This is a genomic window from Peribacillus sp. NPDC097225, from assembly GCF_044761955.1.
Lineage (GTDB): Bacteria > Bacillota > Bacilli > Bacillales > DSM-1321 > Peribacillus.
Genome location: NZ_JBIWDJ010000001.1, coordinates 333243 through 347382, shown reverse-complemented (window position 1 = coordinate 347382; position 14140 = coordinate 333243). Strand labels below are relative to the sequence as shown.

Annotated in this window: 11 protein-coding genes; 10 read left to right on the top strand and 1 reads right to left on the bottom strand. The window is 41.2% G+C overall.

Annotation, left to right across the window (positions count from 1 at the left end):
* Positions 1-123 precede the first annotated feature (123 nt).
* The 4 genes from spoIVB to ACIQXH_RS01680 all read left to right on the top strand — a co-directional run bounded on the left by spoIVB (position 124) and on the right by ACIQXH_RS01680 (position 5269).
* Positions 124-1425 (top strand): SpoIVB peptidase, encoded by a 1302-nt coding sequence (spoIVB, locus tag ACIQXH_RS01695; RefSeq protein WP_402869393.1) that lies wholly within the window; start codon positions 124-126, stop codon positions 1423-1425.
* 311 nt (positions 1426-1736) lie between these two features.
* Positions 1737-2528: a sporulation transcription factor Spo0A gene (spo0A, locus tag ACIQXH_RS01690; RefSeq protein ID WP_402869392.1), complete on the top strand. Its 792-nt coding sequence runs from the start codon at positions 1737-1739 to the stop codon at positions 2526-2528.
* Between the two features lie 357 nt (positions 2529-2885).
* Positions 2886-4463, top strand: a complete 1578-nt coding sequence (locus ACIQXH_RS01685) for a flagellar assembly protein A (protein WP_402869391.1) — start codon at positions 2886-2888, stop codon at positions 4461-4463.
* Between the two features lie 74 nt (positions 4464-4537).
* The gene (locus ACIQXH_RS01680) at positions 4538-5269 is read left to right on the top strand and encodes a glycerophosphodiester phosphodiesterase (protein WP_402869390.1); all 732 of its coding nucleotides are present in this window, start codon (positions 4538-4540) and stop codon (positions 5267-5269) included.
* 45 nt (positions 5270-5314) lie between these two features.
* Here the strand turns inward: ACIQXH_RS01680 and ACIQXH_RS01675 are convergent, their stop codons facing one another.
* The gene (locus ACIQXH_RS01675; RefSeq protein WP_402869389.1) at positions 5315-5551 is read right to left on the bottom strand and encodes a DUF2627 domain-containing protein; all 237 of its coding nucleotides are present in this window, start codon (positions 5549-5551) and stop codon (positions 5315-5317) included.
* Positions 5552-5724: 173 nt separating this feature from the next.
* On the opposite strand from ACIQXH_RS01675, the gene ACIQXH_RS01670 reads away from it, so the two are divergent.
* The 6 genes from ACIQXH_RS01670 (at position 5725) to ACIQXH_RS01645 (ending at position 14077) form a co-directional block, all read left to right on the top strand.
* Positions 5725-7791 carry a sigma 54-interacting transcriptional regulator gene (locus tag ACIQXH_RS01670; RefSeq protein WP_402869387.1) on the top strand — a complete coding sequence of 689 codons (2067 nt, stop codon included), beginning with the start codon at positions 5725-5727 and terminating at the stop codon, positions 7789-7791.
* Between the two features lie 385 nt (positions 7792-8176).
* Complete coding sequence (gene bcd / locus ACIQXH_RS01665) at positions 8177-9274, top strand: branched-chain amino acid dehydrogenase (RefSeq protein ID WP_402869385.1); 1098 nt, start codon at positions 8177-8179, stop codon at positions 9272-9274.
* Between the two features lie 69 nt (positions 9275-9343).
* A complete protein-coding gene (gene lpdA, locus ACIQXH_RS01660; RefSeq protein ID WP_402869383.1) occupies positions 9344-10765 on the top strand; it encodes a dihydrolipoyl dehydrogenase in 1422 nt (473 codons plus the stop codon).
* Positions 10766-10787: 22 nt separating this feature from the next.
* Positions 10788-11783 carry a thiamine pyrophosphate-dependent dehydrogenase E1 component subunit alpha gene (locus ACIQXH_RS01655; protein WP_403122602.1) on the top strand — a complete coding sequence of 332 codons (996 nt, stop codon included), beginning with the start codon at positions 10788-10790 and terminating at the stop codon, positions 11781-11783.
* Between the two features lie 12 nt (positions 11784-11795).
* Positions 11796-12779 (top strand): alpha-ketoacid dehydrogenase subunit beta, encoded by a 984-nt coding sequence (locus tag ACIQXH_RS01650; RefSeq protein ID WP_402869381.1) that lies wholly within the window; start codon positions 11796-11798, stop codon positions 12777-12779.
* Positions 12780-12802: 23 nt separating this feature from the next.
* The gene (locus ACIQXH_RS01645) at positions 12803-14077 is read left to right on the top strand and encodes a dihydrolipoamide acetyltransferase family protein (RefSeq protein WP_403121892.1); all 1275 of its coding nucleotides are present in this window, start codon (positions 12803-12805) and stop codon (positions 14075-14077) included.
* Positions 14078-14140 lie beyond the last annotated feature (63 nt).

Below are 14140 nucleotides of genomic sequence, written 5' to 3'. Positions count from 1 at the left end.
TCATAAGCATTCATTGTAAAGCTATCCAAAAACGGATAGCTTTTATTTTGTCCAGCTGTTATAAATGATTGTCATGAGGGCTAAATTAAAGGGGTAGCCATAAAGTTTTAGAGAGCGAGGAGAGTGAATGGATTGAAATTAGTATGGATCAACAGAATCATCGGTGGAATTCTCCTTGTTTCGCTATTAACATTAGGGTTATACCAGCCATTTCGTGAATATTTTTTAATTCCAAATCAGCTTGTACTCTTTGAGGGTAGTCACTATAGTATTTCCAAGTCATTACCTGTTTCAGCAAAAGCTTCAGATTCAAGTCAAGGAATTTCGGTCCATGATGAGAAAGCCTCCATTACACTAGGTGCCGAAAAGCCAGGTACGAACGAGGTGTTGCTTGATGTGGCAGGCTTACCTGCCAAGAAGGTTGATATAAGAGTGCTGAAAGATTTTAAAGTCATCCCCGGTGGGCAGTCAATAGGGGTTAAACTTAACACGTTGGGTGTGCTCGTGGTCGGTCATCATCTTGTTGATACACCTCAAGGAAAAAAATCCCCTGGTGAAAAAGCAAAAGTGGAAGTCGGGGACATCATTACGGAAATCAATGGCCAAACAATAAAAAAGATGGGCGACGTCACTCCTTTTGTCCAGCAGGCAGGTGAAAAGGGAGAACCGTTGAAGATCGTGATCAATCGTGATAATGAAGTGCTTCACAGTTCGCTCATGCCTCTAAAAGATAAAAATGAAGGAATCTTCAAATTAGGTCTGTATATCCGTGATTCAGCAGCGGGTATCGGGACGATGACATTTTATCACCCGGATACGAAAAAGTATGGTGCATTGGGACATGTCATATCGGATATGGATACAAAAAAACCAATCGTCGTGAAAGATGGGCAGATTGTACAATCAATGGTCACTTCCATCGAAAAGGGGAGTAATGGGGACCCAGGAGAAAAATTGGCGCGTTTTTCGGCTAACAGAGAAAAAATAGGTAACATTAATCGTAATAGTCCTTTTGGGATTTTTGGGAAACTAAATCAAGATTTCAAAAATGGTGTTATGGATAAGGCATTACCCATCACCCTTTCTCACCAGGTGAAGGAAGGGCCAGCCAAAATTCTTACGGTGGTGGATGGTTCAGAAGTAGAAGCCTTTGATGTGGAAATAGTCAGCTCCATTCCACAAAAGTTTCCTGCAATTAAAGGAATGGTTCTAAAAGTGACTGATAAAGAATTACTCAAAAAAACGGGCGGGATCGTTCAAGGAATGAGTGGCAGCCCAATCATACAAAATGGTAAATTAATCGGTGCCGTTACCCATGTATTTGTCAATGATCCTACAAGCGGATATGGAGTCCATATTGAATGGATGTTAAACGAAGCCGGTATCAATATATATGACAAAGAGGATTATGAGAAAGCAAGCTAACCATCGAAGGTATCCAACTGGATACCTTTTTTTACTTGGTTCAATATCAATGGCAACTAAAATGATTTATCTTGGAAAAGAGGTTTTTTGAAAGAAATGTGATAAAATGAAAATAAATGAAGATTTTTCGACAAAGCAGTTCTTCAGGTAGCAAACGAAGTCGAAAACAAGAGATATCCGGAGAATAATATTGAATTCCTTTTATTTTTTCGAAAATAAAAGGAATTTAGTTTCCATTGTCGAAAAGTTCAATTACAATAGAATTTAGTCATATAGAAAAAAGACCATTGTAGTTGAGGAGGAAATCAAGAGTGAAAAAAATCAAGGTATGCGTGGTAGATGATAATAGAGAGCTGGTTGGTCTTCTGGAAGAATACATTTCTGCACAAGATGACATGGAAGTAATCGGTGTTGCACATAATGGTCAAGATTGCATGGGGATGCTAGAAAGCGTTGATCCGGATATTTTGATTCTTGACATTATTATGCCTCATTTAGACGGATTAGGGGTATTGGAAAAACTTCGTGAAGTTAAACGGGGAAACATGCCTAATGTAATTATGCTTACTGCATTCGGTCAAGAAGATGTTACGAAGAAGGCTGTGGACTTAGGCGCTTCATATTTCATCCTGAAACCTTTCGATATGGAGAACTTGTCCAACCATATACGTCAAGTGAGCAACAAAGGACAGTCAGTTCTAAAGAACCATAGTCAGTTTAGTTACCGTCCTCAAAATGAGTCAAAACCGAAAAACCTTGATGCAAGTATCACAAGCATTATCCACGAAATTGGAGTGCCGGCACACATTAAGGGATATCTATATTTAAGGGAAGCCATTTCAATGGTTTATAATGATATTGAGTTATTGGGATCCATAACAAAAGTGCTGTATCCGGATATCGCGAAAAAATATAATACAACGGCTAGCCGGGTTGAACGTGCCATCCGTCATGCCATAGAAGTGGCATGGAGTCGTGGGAATATCGAATCGATTTCGTCTTTATTTGGTTATACCGTCAGCATGACAAAGGCGAAACCTACGAATTCCGAATTCATTGCGATGGTCGCAGATAAGCTACGTCTTGAACACAAAGCTTCTTGACAGGGTTAGGGGATACGGATTGTTTTTAATGAACAACTGACCATAAAGAGGCTAGAGCCGCTAAATAAAATATAGTAGAACTCGTGGCGCTTTTAAGTTGATAAGGTGTAGTTGTCTTTTTTTAGGCAAGTATGAGTAAGTCCATGAGTTTTTTATATTAAACGCCTTTTATTTATTGGATTATTCCTGAAGAATCCAATAAATAAAAGGCGTTTTTGTTTGGATATAGGGATTTATATAGGATGAATTTTTGCAAATATCAAATTACTTAGTAAAATATGTATGTTTTTAGATTTTTTAATGAGATTATGGCTTATAATTATAGGTATATATTCGTAGGCACGAGGAGGAAAGTTTGTGATTTATGAAGAAAATCAATATTTCATCTTGGAAATGGAAGAAGAAATAGTATATATGACCGTTTATCAAAAAGGTTTTTCCATTCTGCAAATGAATCCAATCCTGAATAAATATCCACAAATCTCACTGGATAATTTTAAAGATTTAAAGGATGCACTTATACAGGCTAGCGGGGAAAAAATCAAAGTGGGTAAACAAAAACCACTCTTGGAGTGGAAGATAGCGGAAGACAAGCTGACAGCAAGTGTAAAGATTAATTGTTCTGCGGATTATTTGATGAATCACCAGTCAGAAATAGTGGGGATGATTTTACAGGATCTACAACGTGAGAATATTTCAGAAGGAATCTTAATGCATGTCATGCAAAATCAGTTACAAGTGAAAGAATCAATTGTTGTGGCTAAAGGCATTGAGCCGGTTCATGGAACGGATGCTGTGGTCACCTATTACAAAAGGTCGGATAGAAAGCCTGCGATACGGGAGGATGGAAAGGCCGATTATTACGATATGAATTTCCTTGATGAAGTAAAAAAGGGAGAGTGGCTTGGTGAAAAGACCCCTCCTACAGAAGGGACGATGGGAAGGTCCATTACAGGGGACTTTGTTCTCGCACAGAAGGGGAAAAATAAAAAGCTTCAATATGACCAAAAAACTGTGGAGGCAATTGAAAGTGAGGGTAAAATCGTTCTCAGGGCCATGACAGATGGAGTGGTGGAGTTCAAAGGCGGGAAAATCAGTGTAGGAAATCACCTTGTTATTGAGGGGGATGTCGGAATCGAAACAGGTAATATCGAATTCGAAGGAAGCGTTACCATAAAAGGATCGGTTCTTGACAATTTTTCGGTAACCGCAACCAAGGATATATCCATTTTAAGTGAGCTGGGGATAAGTAATGTAAAAGGAATTTATTCGAAAAAGGGGGATGTATTCATTAAAGGTGGTATTTTTGGAAAAGGGGTTTCCGAAATCTCTGCAGGTAGAAATATTTACGTAAAGCATGCTAATGAAAGCCATTTACATGCAGGGGAAAGCATACATATCGGATATTATTCGCTTGGAAGTTTTCTGAAAGCAAAAAATATCTATACAGATGAAAAGAAAGGAAAATTGATTGGGGGCGTTATTGAAGCTCATGGAAAAGTCAGGGCTGCCGTCATCGGGAATAGAATGGAACGGAAGACTATCGTAAATGTACAGGGCTTTAATCGTATGAATTTAAAAGAGGAATTGAATGAAACTTTACTCCGTTATAAGGCAAAGGTTCAAGAGCTGGAATTAATGAAGGAAAAGCTGGAGGTCTATGAAATGTTCGTCGGACAATTGAATGTTTCGCAAAATTATCAATATGAACATACCAAAGAACAGCTTGAACGCTTGAATGGTGAGATTTTTCAAATCGATGAAAAACGTAAATCATTGATGGATACACTTGAATCCAAGGGGGATGGGGAAATTACCATCGGGCAAATGGCATTTCCTGATACTCGACTGCAAATTAAAAGCATGGAGAAAAAATTGAACGACTTAACAAAAGGAACGTTCTATGCGGAAAATAATTATTTGCATTTTGATTAATCTTAAATTAATATCCGACTGCGCCTTTTCATAAAATTGAAGATCTACTGAAATTTTTGTGGGGGGCAGTTTTTATGACGTTAATTTTCGCACACCGAGGATCGGCAGGAACCCATCCTGAAAATACGATGGTGGCTTTCCGAGAGGCTGCTCGTGTTGGAGCGGAGGGAATTGAAATGGATGTGCAGCTTTCAAAGGATGGCGAAGTAGTCGTTATTCACGACGAAAAGCTTGATCGAACCACAGGTGTCTCTGGCTTTGTGAAAGACAGGACATTAAAAGAGTTGCAAACCTTGAATGCGGCTTCATCCTATGCGGGTAAAGGGTGTGAAGAGCGAATTCCTACGCTTGATGGACTGTTGAAGTGGTTGTACCATACCCATCTCTTTTGCATTATTGAGTTGAAGAACACCTTTTTTATGTATCCGGGACTAGAAGCAAAGGTCATTAGGCTCATCCGGGCGTATGAGATGGAAGAACGAATCATTATTTCTTCCTTTAATCATTATAGTCTGGTTTTTTGCCATCAGTTGGCACCAGAAATAGAAACCGCACCATTGTACCGGGAATTTATGTATATGCCTTGGGTATATGCACGTGCGATTGGTGGAAGTGCGATACATCCTAGTATCCGATCAGCCCCAGACTCGATCATTCAATCTTCCATGGACGATGGGATCCTGGTTCGGCCCTATACCGTTAATAAAGAAGAAGATATGAAGCGGTTATTCAAATTGGGTTGCAGTGCCATCATCACTGATTTTCCGGAAAAAGCAAAAATAGTAAGGGCAAATTATGAAAAGTAAAAAAAACAGGGGGCCATGTGATTCATGCCCCCTTGTTCGACGTGTTTAAAATTTGTTAAATCTACTTTGAACTTTGTCTTTTTTACGATCCCGGTGAAGAATAAACCCTGCGATAAAGGCTATCCCTCCTATCGTTATCAGCAGTCCAATTAAAAATTGGATCCAAAGCATGGGATAGGGAGGTTGGAGAATGCCGAATACCATATCCCGCATTATCTTAATTCCGTACGCGGCAAATGCTCCCGGGATAAAAAGGATGGAAAAAGCGATTAAACGTTTCATGTGTCAAGTCCCTTCCAGAAATTCCATATAAAAAATGATAAAGGATAATATATTTTTGTCAAGTATGGGTAATTGAGAAAATCATTGGAATGTGTGAACGGTCATTTTGGAATCAATATGGTAAAATCAAAGATATCATAGGCGGGAACTTACTATCGCAGAAGGAGGAAGTCATGCAAAAGGTGATGATCGTTGGTGGAGGAAAAGGGGGCAGTGCTGTATTGGAGCTCCTACTGGAAAGCAAAACCCTTTTCATTGATTGTATGGCTGATACGAATGAGGCTGCTGAAGGGATCCTGGCTGCAAAGGCACGAAAAATTTGTACAGTATCAAATTGGGAAAGTGCGATGGATAGGGAATTGGATATCATTATTGATACAACCGGTGACCCTGCTGTTTTTAAGGAGATAAAAAAGAAGACAGGACAGCAAACAATCCTGGTTCCTGGTAGTGTAGCCCATATTCTTGTTAATCTCATCGAAGAGAAGAATCATCTGATTAATAAGTTGGAAAATTCATCCTCCATAATGGACTTGATATTGAATGCAGCGAGTGAGGGCATGTTAGTGATCAATAAGGACGGCTATGTCACCTTATTCAATCATAATGCTGAACGAATAACCAATACAAAACGGGAAACGGTAATTGGCCGACATATCCTCGATCTTGTTCCTTCCAGTGGGTTATTAAGGGTGATGGAGACGAGGGAACGAGAAGAAAACCAACATATATCCATCAGTAAATCGGGTATGGATTTCATTACGTCCAGGATTCCCTTGGTAAGTCACGAAAATGAAATGATAGGCGCATTCTCGCTGTTTAAGAAAAGAACGGAAGCGGAAGCGGTAAAACTAGCTGAACAAATAACGGATTTAAAAGAGATTCAGACCATGCTTGAGGCCATCATTCAGTCTAGTGATGAAGCAATTTCGGTGGTGGACGAACGGGGATATGGTTTATTGATCAATCCAGCCTACTCTAGGATAACAGGATTGACGAAAAATCAAGTAATTGGCAAACCGGCTGCCATTGATATTTATGAAGGGGAAAGCATGCATATGAAGGTCCTTAAGACTAGAAAGCCTGTTCGCGGAGTTAACATGCGTGTTGGTCCTAAACATAAGGAAGTAATTGTGAATGTTGCACCAATCATTGTTGAAGGAGTATTGAAAGGAAGCGTTGGAGTCATTCATGACGTTTCTGAAATTCAATCGTTAACTCATGAATTGAACCGTGCAAGGCAAATCATCCGTACTCTTCAGGCAAAATATTCTTTTGATGATATCATTGGCACTTCGGAAGAGATGAAGTTACCTATCGATCAGGCTAAATTGTCTGCGAGAACCCCTGCTACCGTTCTATTAAGAGGTGAATCAGGAACAGGCAAGGAACTGTTTGCCCATGCTATCCATAATGAAAGTGATCGAAAGTTCAATAAATTCGTCCGTGTTAATTGCGCAGCAATTTCGGAATCTTTGTTGGAAAGTGAGCTATTCGGGTATGAAGAGGGTGCTTTTACGGGAGCAAGAAGAGGTGGAAAAACCGGACTGTTTGAGGAGGCCAACCATGGAAGTATATTTTTGGATGAAATCGGTGAGTTGCCGGCGAGTATCCAGGCTAAATTACTTCGGGTTCTCCAGGAACAAGAACTGATAAGGGTGGGTGGTACCAATCCCATACCTATTAATGTCAGGGTGATCGCTGCAACCAACATTAACCTTGAACAAGCCATAGTAAAAGGGACATTCCGTGAAGATCTTTATTTCCGTTTGAACCGGATGCCCATTTTCATCGCCCCATTGCGGAAGCGAAAGGGAGATATAAAAGAACTGGCAGAACATTTGATTCACAAGATCAACCAGGAATACGGGCGAAGCATCGAAGGAATTACAGATGAAGCAATTCATAAAATGCAAATGTATAATTGGCCAGGTAATGTTCGGGAACTGGAAAATATCCTGGGTAGAGCAATTATCTTCATGAAGTTAACCGAGACCATCATGGATGTCCAACACATTCCGGACTTTATTGAAGATAACATTCCTTTAATACAAGAGAAATCATTAAGAAATGAAGCGTACGTATCGGGAGAAACGCTCATGGAAATAATGGACAGGTATGAAGCGAAGGTTATTCAAGAGGCGATATATACGTATAAGGGGAACAAAACCCTTACAGCAAAGGCGCTTGGCATTTCAGTCAGAAGTTTATATTACAAAATGGAGAAAATGGGAGTGTGAAAAAAAATGCATGCAAATAATTGCATAGTGTGCAAAAAAATGCACGTTCTTGGCGTTTATTATTCTTCGATAAGCAGATGGAATGTATTTAATTAAAAAACTTATAGGATTGGATTTCTCTTCTGCTTCCACGTTTTACATCAATTCCCACTCCCTTTTCACAGGAATATATCCACCATATTTATTTTGTTGGCATGTAATTTGCATGTTATTGAATGGAATATGGATTTTTTGGGTAACAAATCGCGAAATGCGCACTATCATATAGGCAAGAGAACACTAATTAACAATTTGACTTTAACCTTTATATGTCAGAAAAGAATGAGGATAAAGGATGGGCCTCTCTTTTTTGGCAATTTTGAAAACATCTGAGGGGGATTCCATTATGGAAATTTTCAACTATTTAGAACGATATGACTATGAGCAGCTATTATTTTGTCAAGATAAACAATCAGGTTTAAAAGCGATCATCGCGATACATGATACGACACTTGGCCCAGCCCTTGGTGGTACTCGCATGTGGACATATGCTTCAGAAGAAGAAGCCATAGAAGATGCGCTAAGACTTTCAAAAGGAATGACTTATAAAAACGCGGCAGCAGGCTTGAATCTAGGTGGTGGAAAAACCGTGATTATCGGAGATCCACGTAAAGACAAAAATGAAGAAATGTTTAGGGCATTCGGTAGGTATATCCAGGGATTGAATGGCCGCTATATTACTGCCGAAGATGTCGGAACCACAGTGGAAGATATGGACCTTATTCATGAAGAAACAGATTATGTCACAGGCATTTCACCTGAGTTCGGTTCATCAGGGAACCCTTCGCCGGTCACCGCTTATGGTGTGTACCGGGGCATGAAAGCAGCGGCAAAGGAAGCATTCGGAAGTGATTCCTTGGAAGGAAAGGTGATTGCCGTTCAGGGGGTAGGGAATGTAGCTTATAATCTATGCCGTCACCTGAATGAAGAAGGAGCGAGACTGATTGTCACTGATATTAATAAAGAGAGTGTAAATCGTGCTGTTGAAACATTTGGTGCCAAAGCTGTAAACCCGGATGAGATTTATGGAGTGGACTGTGATATTTATGCACCTTGTGCATTAGGGGCTGTCATAAATGATGGAACAATCGGTAAAATCAAGGCAAAGGTGATTGCAGGCGCGGCCAATAACCAGTTAAAGGAACCGATTCATGGGGACCAAATACATGAAAAAGGAATCATTTATGCACCTGATTATGTCATTAATGCGGGCGGTGTCATTAATGTTGCGGATGAACTGAAAGGGTACAATCGGGAAAGAGCCTTGAAAAAAGTTGAAGGTGTTTATGATAGCATTGAAAGAGTCATTGAAATAGCAAAACGGGATAAAATCCCGACCTATAAAGCAGCTGATAGAATGGCAGAAGAGCGGATTGAAAGAATGAGAAATTCCAGAAGTCAATTTTTACGAGACGAGAAACATATCTTGAACCGACGTAGATGAGTTAAAAAACAACTTGGATTCCTGTGTTATCAGGATGGACATGGGAATTTCCAACAAGGAGGAATGAACATGGCTGAAGAATATGATCTTGTCATTCTTGGCGGAGGAACCGGAGGGTATGTTGCAGCAATAAGGGCGGCACAGCTTGGTTTAAAAACGGCAGTCGTTGAAAAAGAAAAGGTAGGCGGGACATGTTTACATAAAGGCTGTATTCCTTCCAAAGCTTTGCTAAGAAGTGCAGAGGTTTACCAAACGGCTATCAAAAGTGAGGAATTCGGTATTTTCACAGAAAACGTGAATGTGGATTTCAGCAAAGTCCAGGAACGGAAAAACAAGGTGGTCGACCAGCTTTATAGAGGGGTCCAGCACTTGATGAAGCAAGGTAAGATCCACGTTTACGAAGGAATAGGCCGAATACTTGGACCTTCCATCTTTTCACCAATGCCAGGAACAATTTCCGTGGAAATGAATAATGGTAGTGAAAATGAAATGCTGATTCCACAAAATATCATCATTGCTACCGGTTCACGCCCAAAATCATTACCAGGTTTATCGATTGATGGGGATCTTGTCCTTTCTTCCGATGAAGCACTTCAGCTAGACAGCTTGCCAAAATCAATCATTATAGTTGGTGGAGGCGTGATAGGTATTGAATGGGCCTCGATGTTAAATGACTTTGGCGTGGAAGTAACGGTACTAGAATATGCAGATAAAATCATTCCCACAGAAGATCATGAAATTTCGGATGAAATGCTTCGCTTATTGAAGAAAAAAGGCATTACTTTTCATACAGGCGCTAAGGTGTTGCCAGAGACGCTGAAAAAAGATAAATCAGTGTCCATCACTGCAGAAATCAACGGAAAACTCGAGGAGTTCGAGGCAGATAAACTATTGGTTTCCGTTGGAAGAATGGCTAATCTTGAATCGATTGGTTTGGATAATACGGATATCGTCATTGAAAATGGATATATTGTCACCAATGAATTTTTCCAAACGAAAGAGACGCATATGTACGCGATTGGAGATTGCATCGGCGGTTTGCAGTTGGCCCATGTTGCTTCACATGAGGGATTGACGGCAGTTGAACACATGGCAGGAAAAAAACCGGAAAAGATCGACTATTCGCTTATATCGAAATGCATCTACTCCAGTCCAGAAGCAGCAAGCGTCGGCATGACAGAGGAACAGGCCAAAAAAGATGGATATGAATTGAAAATTGGAAAGTTTCCATTCCGGGCTGTCGGTAAAGCCCTTGTTTATGGGGAATCGGATGGATTTGTCAAAATCATCTCGGATAAAAGAACGAATGATATTCTGGGTGTCCACATGATTGGTCCGCATGTTACGGATATGATTTCCGAAGCTGGCCTGGCAAAGGTACTGGATGCCACCCCTTGGGAAGTGGCAAAGACGATTCACCCCCATCCGAGTCTTTCGGAAGCAATCGGAGAGGCAGCTCTCGCAGTGGATGGCCTTGCCATTCACTCATAAAAAAGGAGGAGGTTTTTTGATAATGGTGGAAACACTTCATGAACAATTGGGCTTGAATGATGAAACTGTATTAGATATGTATCGGACCATGCTGCTGTCACGTAGGATGGATGAGCGGATGTGGCTGTTGAACCGTTCAGGGAAAATTCCTTTTGTGATTTCCTGCCAAGGGCAAGAAGCTGCACAGGTTGGAGCTGCATTTGCCTTGGATCGGCAAAAGGATTACGTATTGCCTTATTATCGGGACGTCGGAGTCGTCTTGTCATTTGGAATGACGGCGAAAGAATTGATGCTATCAGGATTTGCCAAAGCCGAGGATCCCAATTCCGGGGGAAGGCAAATGCCAGGTCACTTTGGACAAAAGAAAAACCGGATCGTTACGGGTTCTTCTCCGGTAACTACACAGGTACCACATGCAGTGGGAATTGCCCTTGCAGGGAAAATGGAAGGAAAGGATTTGGTGACATTCGTCACGTTTGGGGAAGGTTCATCCAATCAAGGTGATTTTCATGAAGGGGCCAACTTTGCAGGCGTCCATAAGCTTCCAGTCATCTTTATGTGTGAAAACAACCAATACGCCATATCCGTTCCTATATCCAAACAGCTTTCCTGTGAAAAGGTATCGGACCGGGCAATTGGATACGGCATGCCTGGAATCACGGTGGATGGCAATGATCCGTTGGAGGTATATAAAGCGGTTAAAGAAGCGGCTGATCGCGCTCGTAGAGGAGAAGGCCCCACTTTAGTTGAAACCGTTTCATATAGGCTGACTCCCCATTCAAGTGATGACGATGACCGCAGTTATCGTGAAGCTGAAGAAGTGGCTGAAGCGAAAACAAAAGATTCCATCATGACTTTTGGAGCGTATTTAAAGGAAGCGGGTATCATGGATGAAACCCTTGAAAAACAACTTAATGATGAAGTGATGAAAATAGTGAACGAAGCTACAGATTACGCCGAACATGCTCCATATCCGAAAGCTGAAAGCGCTATGGATCATGTTTACGAACAAAAGTAAGGGGGGAAAAGGATGTCGGTAATTTCTTATATAGATGCGGTGACAATGGCAATGCGCGAAGAGATGGAAAGAGATTCGCGAGTATTCGTTTTGGGGGAGGATGTCGGGAAAAAGGGCGGAGTCTTTAAGGCGACAAATGGTCTATATGAGCAATTCGGTGAATCAAGGGTCATCGATACGCCCCTTGCAGAGTCAGCGATTGCTGGTGTAGGAATTGGGGCAGCCATGTATGGACTACGACCTATTGCCGAAATCCAATTTGCGGATTTTATCATGCCCGCTGTAAATCAAATTGTTTCCGAAGCGGCAAAGATCCGTTATCGTTCCAATAATGATTGGAACTGCCCAATGGTCATCCGTGCTCCGTATGGTGGCGGAGTTCACGGAGCGTTATATCATTCCCAATCCGTGGAAGCTATGTTCGCGAACCAACCAGGATTGAAAATTGTGATGCCTTCCACCCCATATGATGTAAAAGGCTTGCTTAAAGCTGCCATTCGCGACGAGGATCCGGTACTTTTCTTTGAACATAAGCGTGCGTACCGTTTGATTAAAGGCGAAGTTCCGAATGATGATTATGTACTGCCAATCGGTAAAGCTGATGTGAAAAGAGAGGGAGAGGACATTACGGTCATAACCTATGGGCTTTGTGTTCACTTTGCTCTCCAAGCGGCAGAAAAACTAGCAATGGATGGTATTTCAGCGCATATTTTAGATTTGCGCACCGTATATCCGTTGGATAAGGAAGCCATCATAGAAGCGGCTTCCAAAACGGGTAAGGTCTTATTGGTTACAGAAGATAATAAAGAGGGTAGCATCATGAGTGAGGTTGCAGCCATCATTGCCGAGCATTGCCTATTCGATTTGGATGCCCCAATCAAGCGACTGGCTGGTCCGGACATCCCTGCAATGCCTTATGCACCTACAATGGAAAAATATTTTATGGTTACCCCTGATAAAGTGGAGAAGACGATGAGAGAACTGGCTGAATTTTAATAGAAAAGAAGGAGGATTAAATGATGGCGATAGAACAAATGAAAATGCCCCAGCTTGGTGAAAGCGTGACAGAAGGGACCATAAGTAAATGGCTTGTTCAGCCAGGAGATCACGTGACGAAGTATGATCCACTAGCTGAAGTGATGACGGATAAAGTAAACGCTGAAGTTCCTTCTTCTTTTACGGGGATTGTTAAGGAGTTAAAGGCGGATGAGAATCAAACGCTGGCTGTGGGGGAAGTTATATGTTCCATTGAGGTCGAATCAACCAAGCCCAAGGAAGAGGAAAAAGAAGACCCAGCAGAGAAAAATGATGATGCAGTTAATAGCATGAAGCCTAACGTGGAAACTCCGACTCCGAATAAAGTCCGGTTTTCTCCCGCTGTACTAAAGCTCTCCCAGGAACATGATATCGATCTCTCTCAAGTGAATGGGACGGGGAATGAAGGAAGGATAACGCGTAAAGACTTATTGAAACTCATTGAGTCCGGAAACCTCCCTCAATCGGTAGCTGAAGTAAGAACTGCTTCCGAGCCAAAAGAACATCTGCCCCAATCATTGCCATCAAATGAGAAAGAAACTGTCGTTCCTAGCATGACTGGAGATAGAGAAATACCCGTAACTGGGGTAAGGAAAGCGATTGCTTCGAATATGTCGAAAAGTAAGCATGAGATTCCACATGGATGGACAATGGTTGAAGTTGATGCGACGAATATGGTTAAACTTAGGGATTCACTTAAATCGGATTTCAAACAAAAAGAAGGGTATAACTTAACCTACTTTGCATTCTTTGTTAAAGCGATTGCGCAGGCTCTAACCGAATTTCCTCAGATCAATTCAATGTGGGCAGGCGATAAAATCATTCAAAGAAAAGAAATTAATATTTCAATCGCGGTCGCAACGGAAGATGCTTTATTTGTTCCGGTCATAAAAAATGCAGATGAAAAGTCGATCAAAGGGATTGCTAGGGAAATCAATGACCTGGCATCAAAGGTGAAAGCAGGAAAGTTAAGAGTCGAGGATATGCAAGGCGGCACTTTCACTGTCAATAATACTGGTTCATTTGGTTCGGTCCAGTCCATGGGAATTATAAATCATCCCCAGGCAGCGATTCTACAAGTGGAGACCATTGTAAAAAGACCTGTCGTCATCAATGACATGATAGCGGTCCGTGATATGGTCAACCTATGTTTATCACTAGATCATCGGGTATTGGACGGTCTTGTATGCGGCAGATTCTTAGCGCGAGTAAAAGAAATTATTGAAAAAATAACCTCGGATAATACATCTGTTTATTAATAGGGAGAAAGAAGGAGGTAACCATAAAGGTGCTTCCTTTTCTCTGTGCCTCTTTAACTGTTT

What these genes read in the sequence shown, in the direction of transcription:
- ACIQXH_RS01680 (WP_402869390.1), top strand. Translation starts at nt 4,538, where the DNA reads ATGACGTTAATTTTCGCACACCGAGGATCGGCAGGAACCCATCCTGAA.
- ACIQXH_RS01675 (WP_402869389.1), bottom strand. Translation starts at nt 5,551, where the DNA reads ATGAAACGTTTAATCGCTTTTTCCATCCTTTTTATCCCGGGAGCATTT.
- ACIQXH_RS01670 (WP_402869387.1), top strand. Translation starts at nt 5,725, where the DNA reads ATGCAAAAGGTGATGATCGTTGGTGGAGGAAAAGGGGGCAGTGCTGTA.
- bcd (WP_402869385.1), top strand. Translation starts at nt 8,177, where the DNA reads ATGGAAATTTTCAACTATTTAGAACGATATGACTATGAGCAGCTATTA.
- lpdA (WP_402869383.1), top strand. Translation starts at nt 9,344, where the DNA reads ATGGCTGAAGAATATGATCTTGTCATTCTTGGCGGAGGAACCGGAGGG.
- ACIQXH_RS01655 (WP_403122602.1), top strand. Translation starts at nt 10,788, where the DNA reads ATGGTGGAAACACTTCATGAACAATTGGGCTTGAATGATGAAACTGTA.
- ACIQXH_RS01650 (WP_402869381.1), top strand. Translation starts at nt 11,796, where the DNA reads ATGTCGGTAATTTCTTATATAGATGCGGTGACAATGGCAATGCGCGAA.
- ACIQXH_RS01645 (WP_403121892.1), top strand. Translation starts at nt 12,803, where the DNA reads ATGGCGATAGAACAAATGAAAATGCCCCAGCTTGGTGAAAGCGTGACA.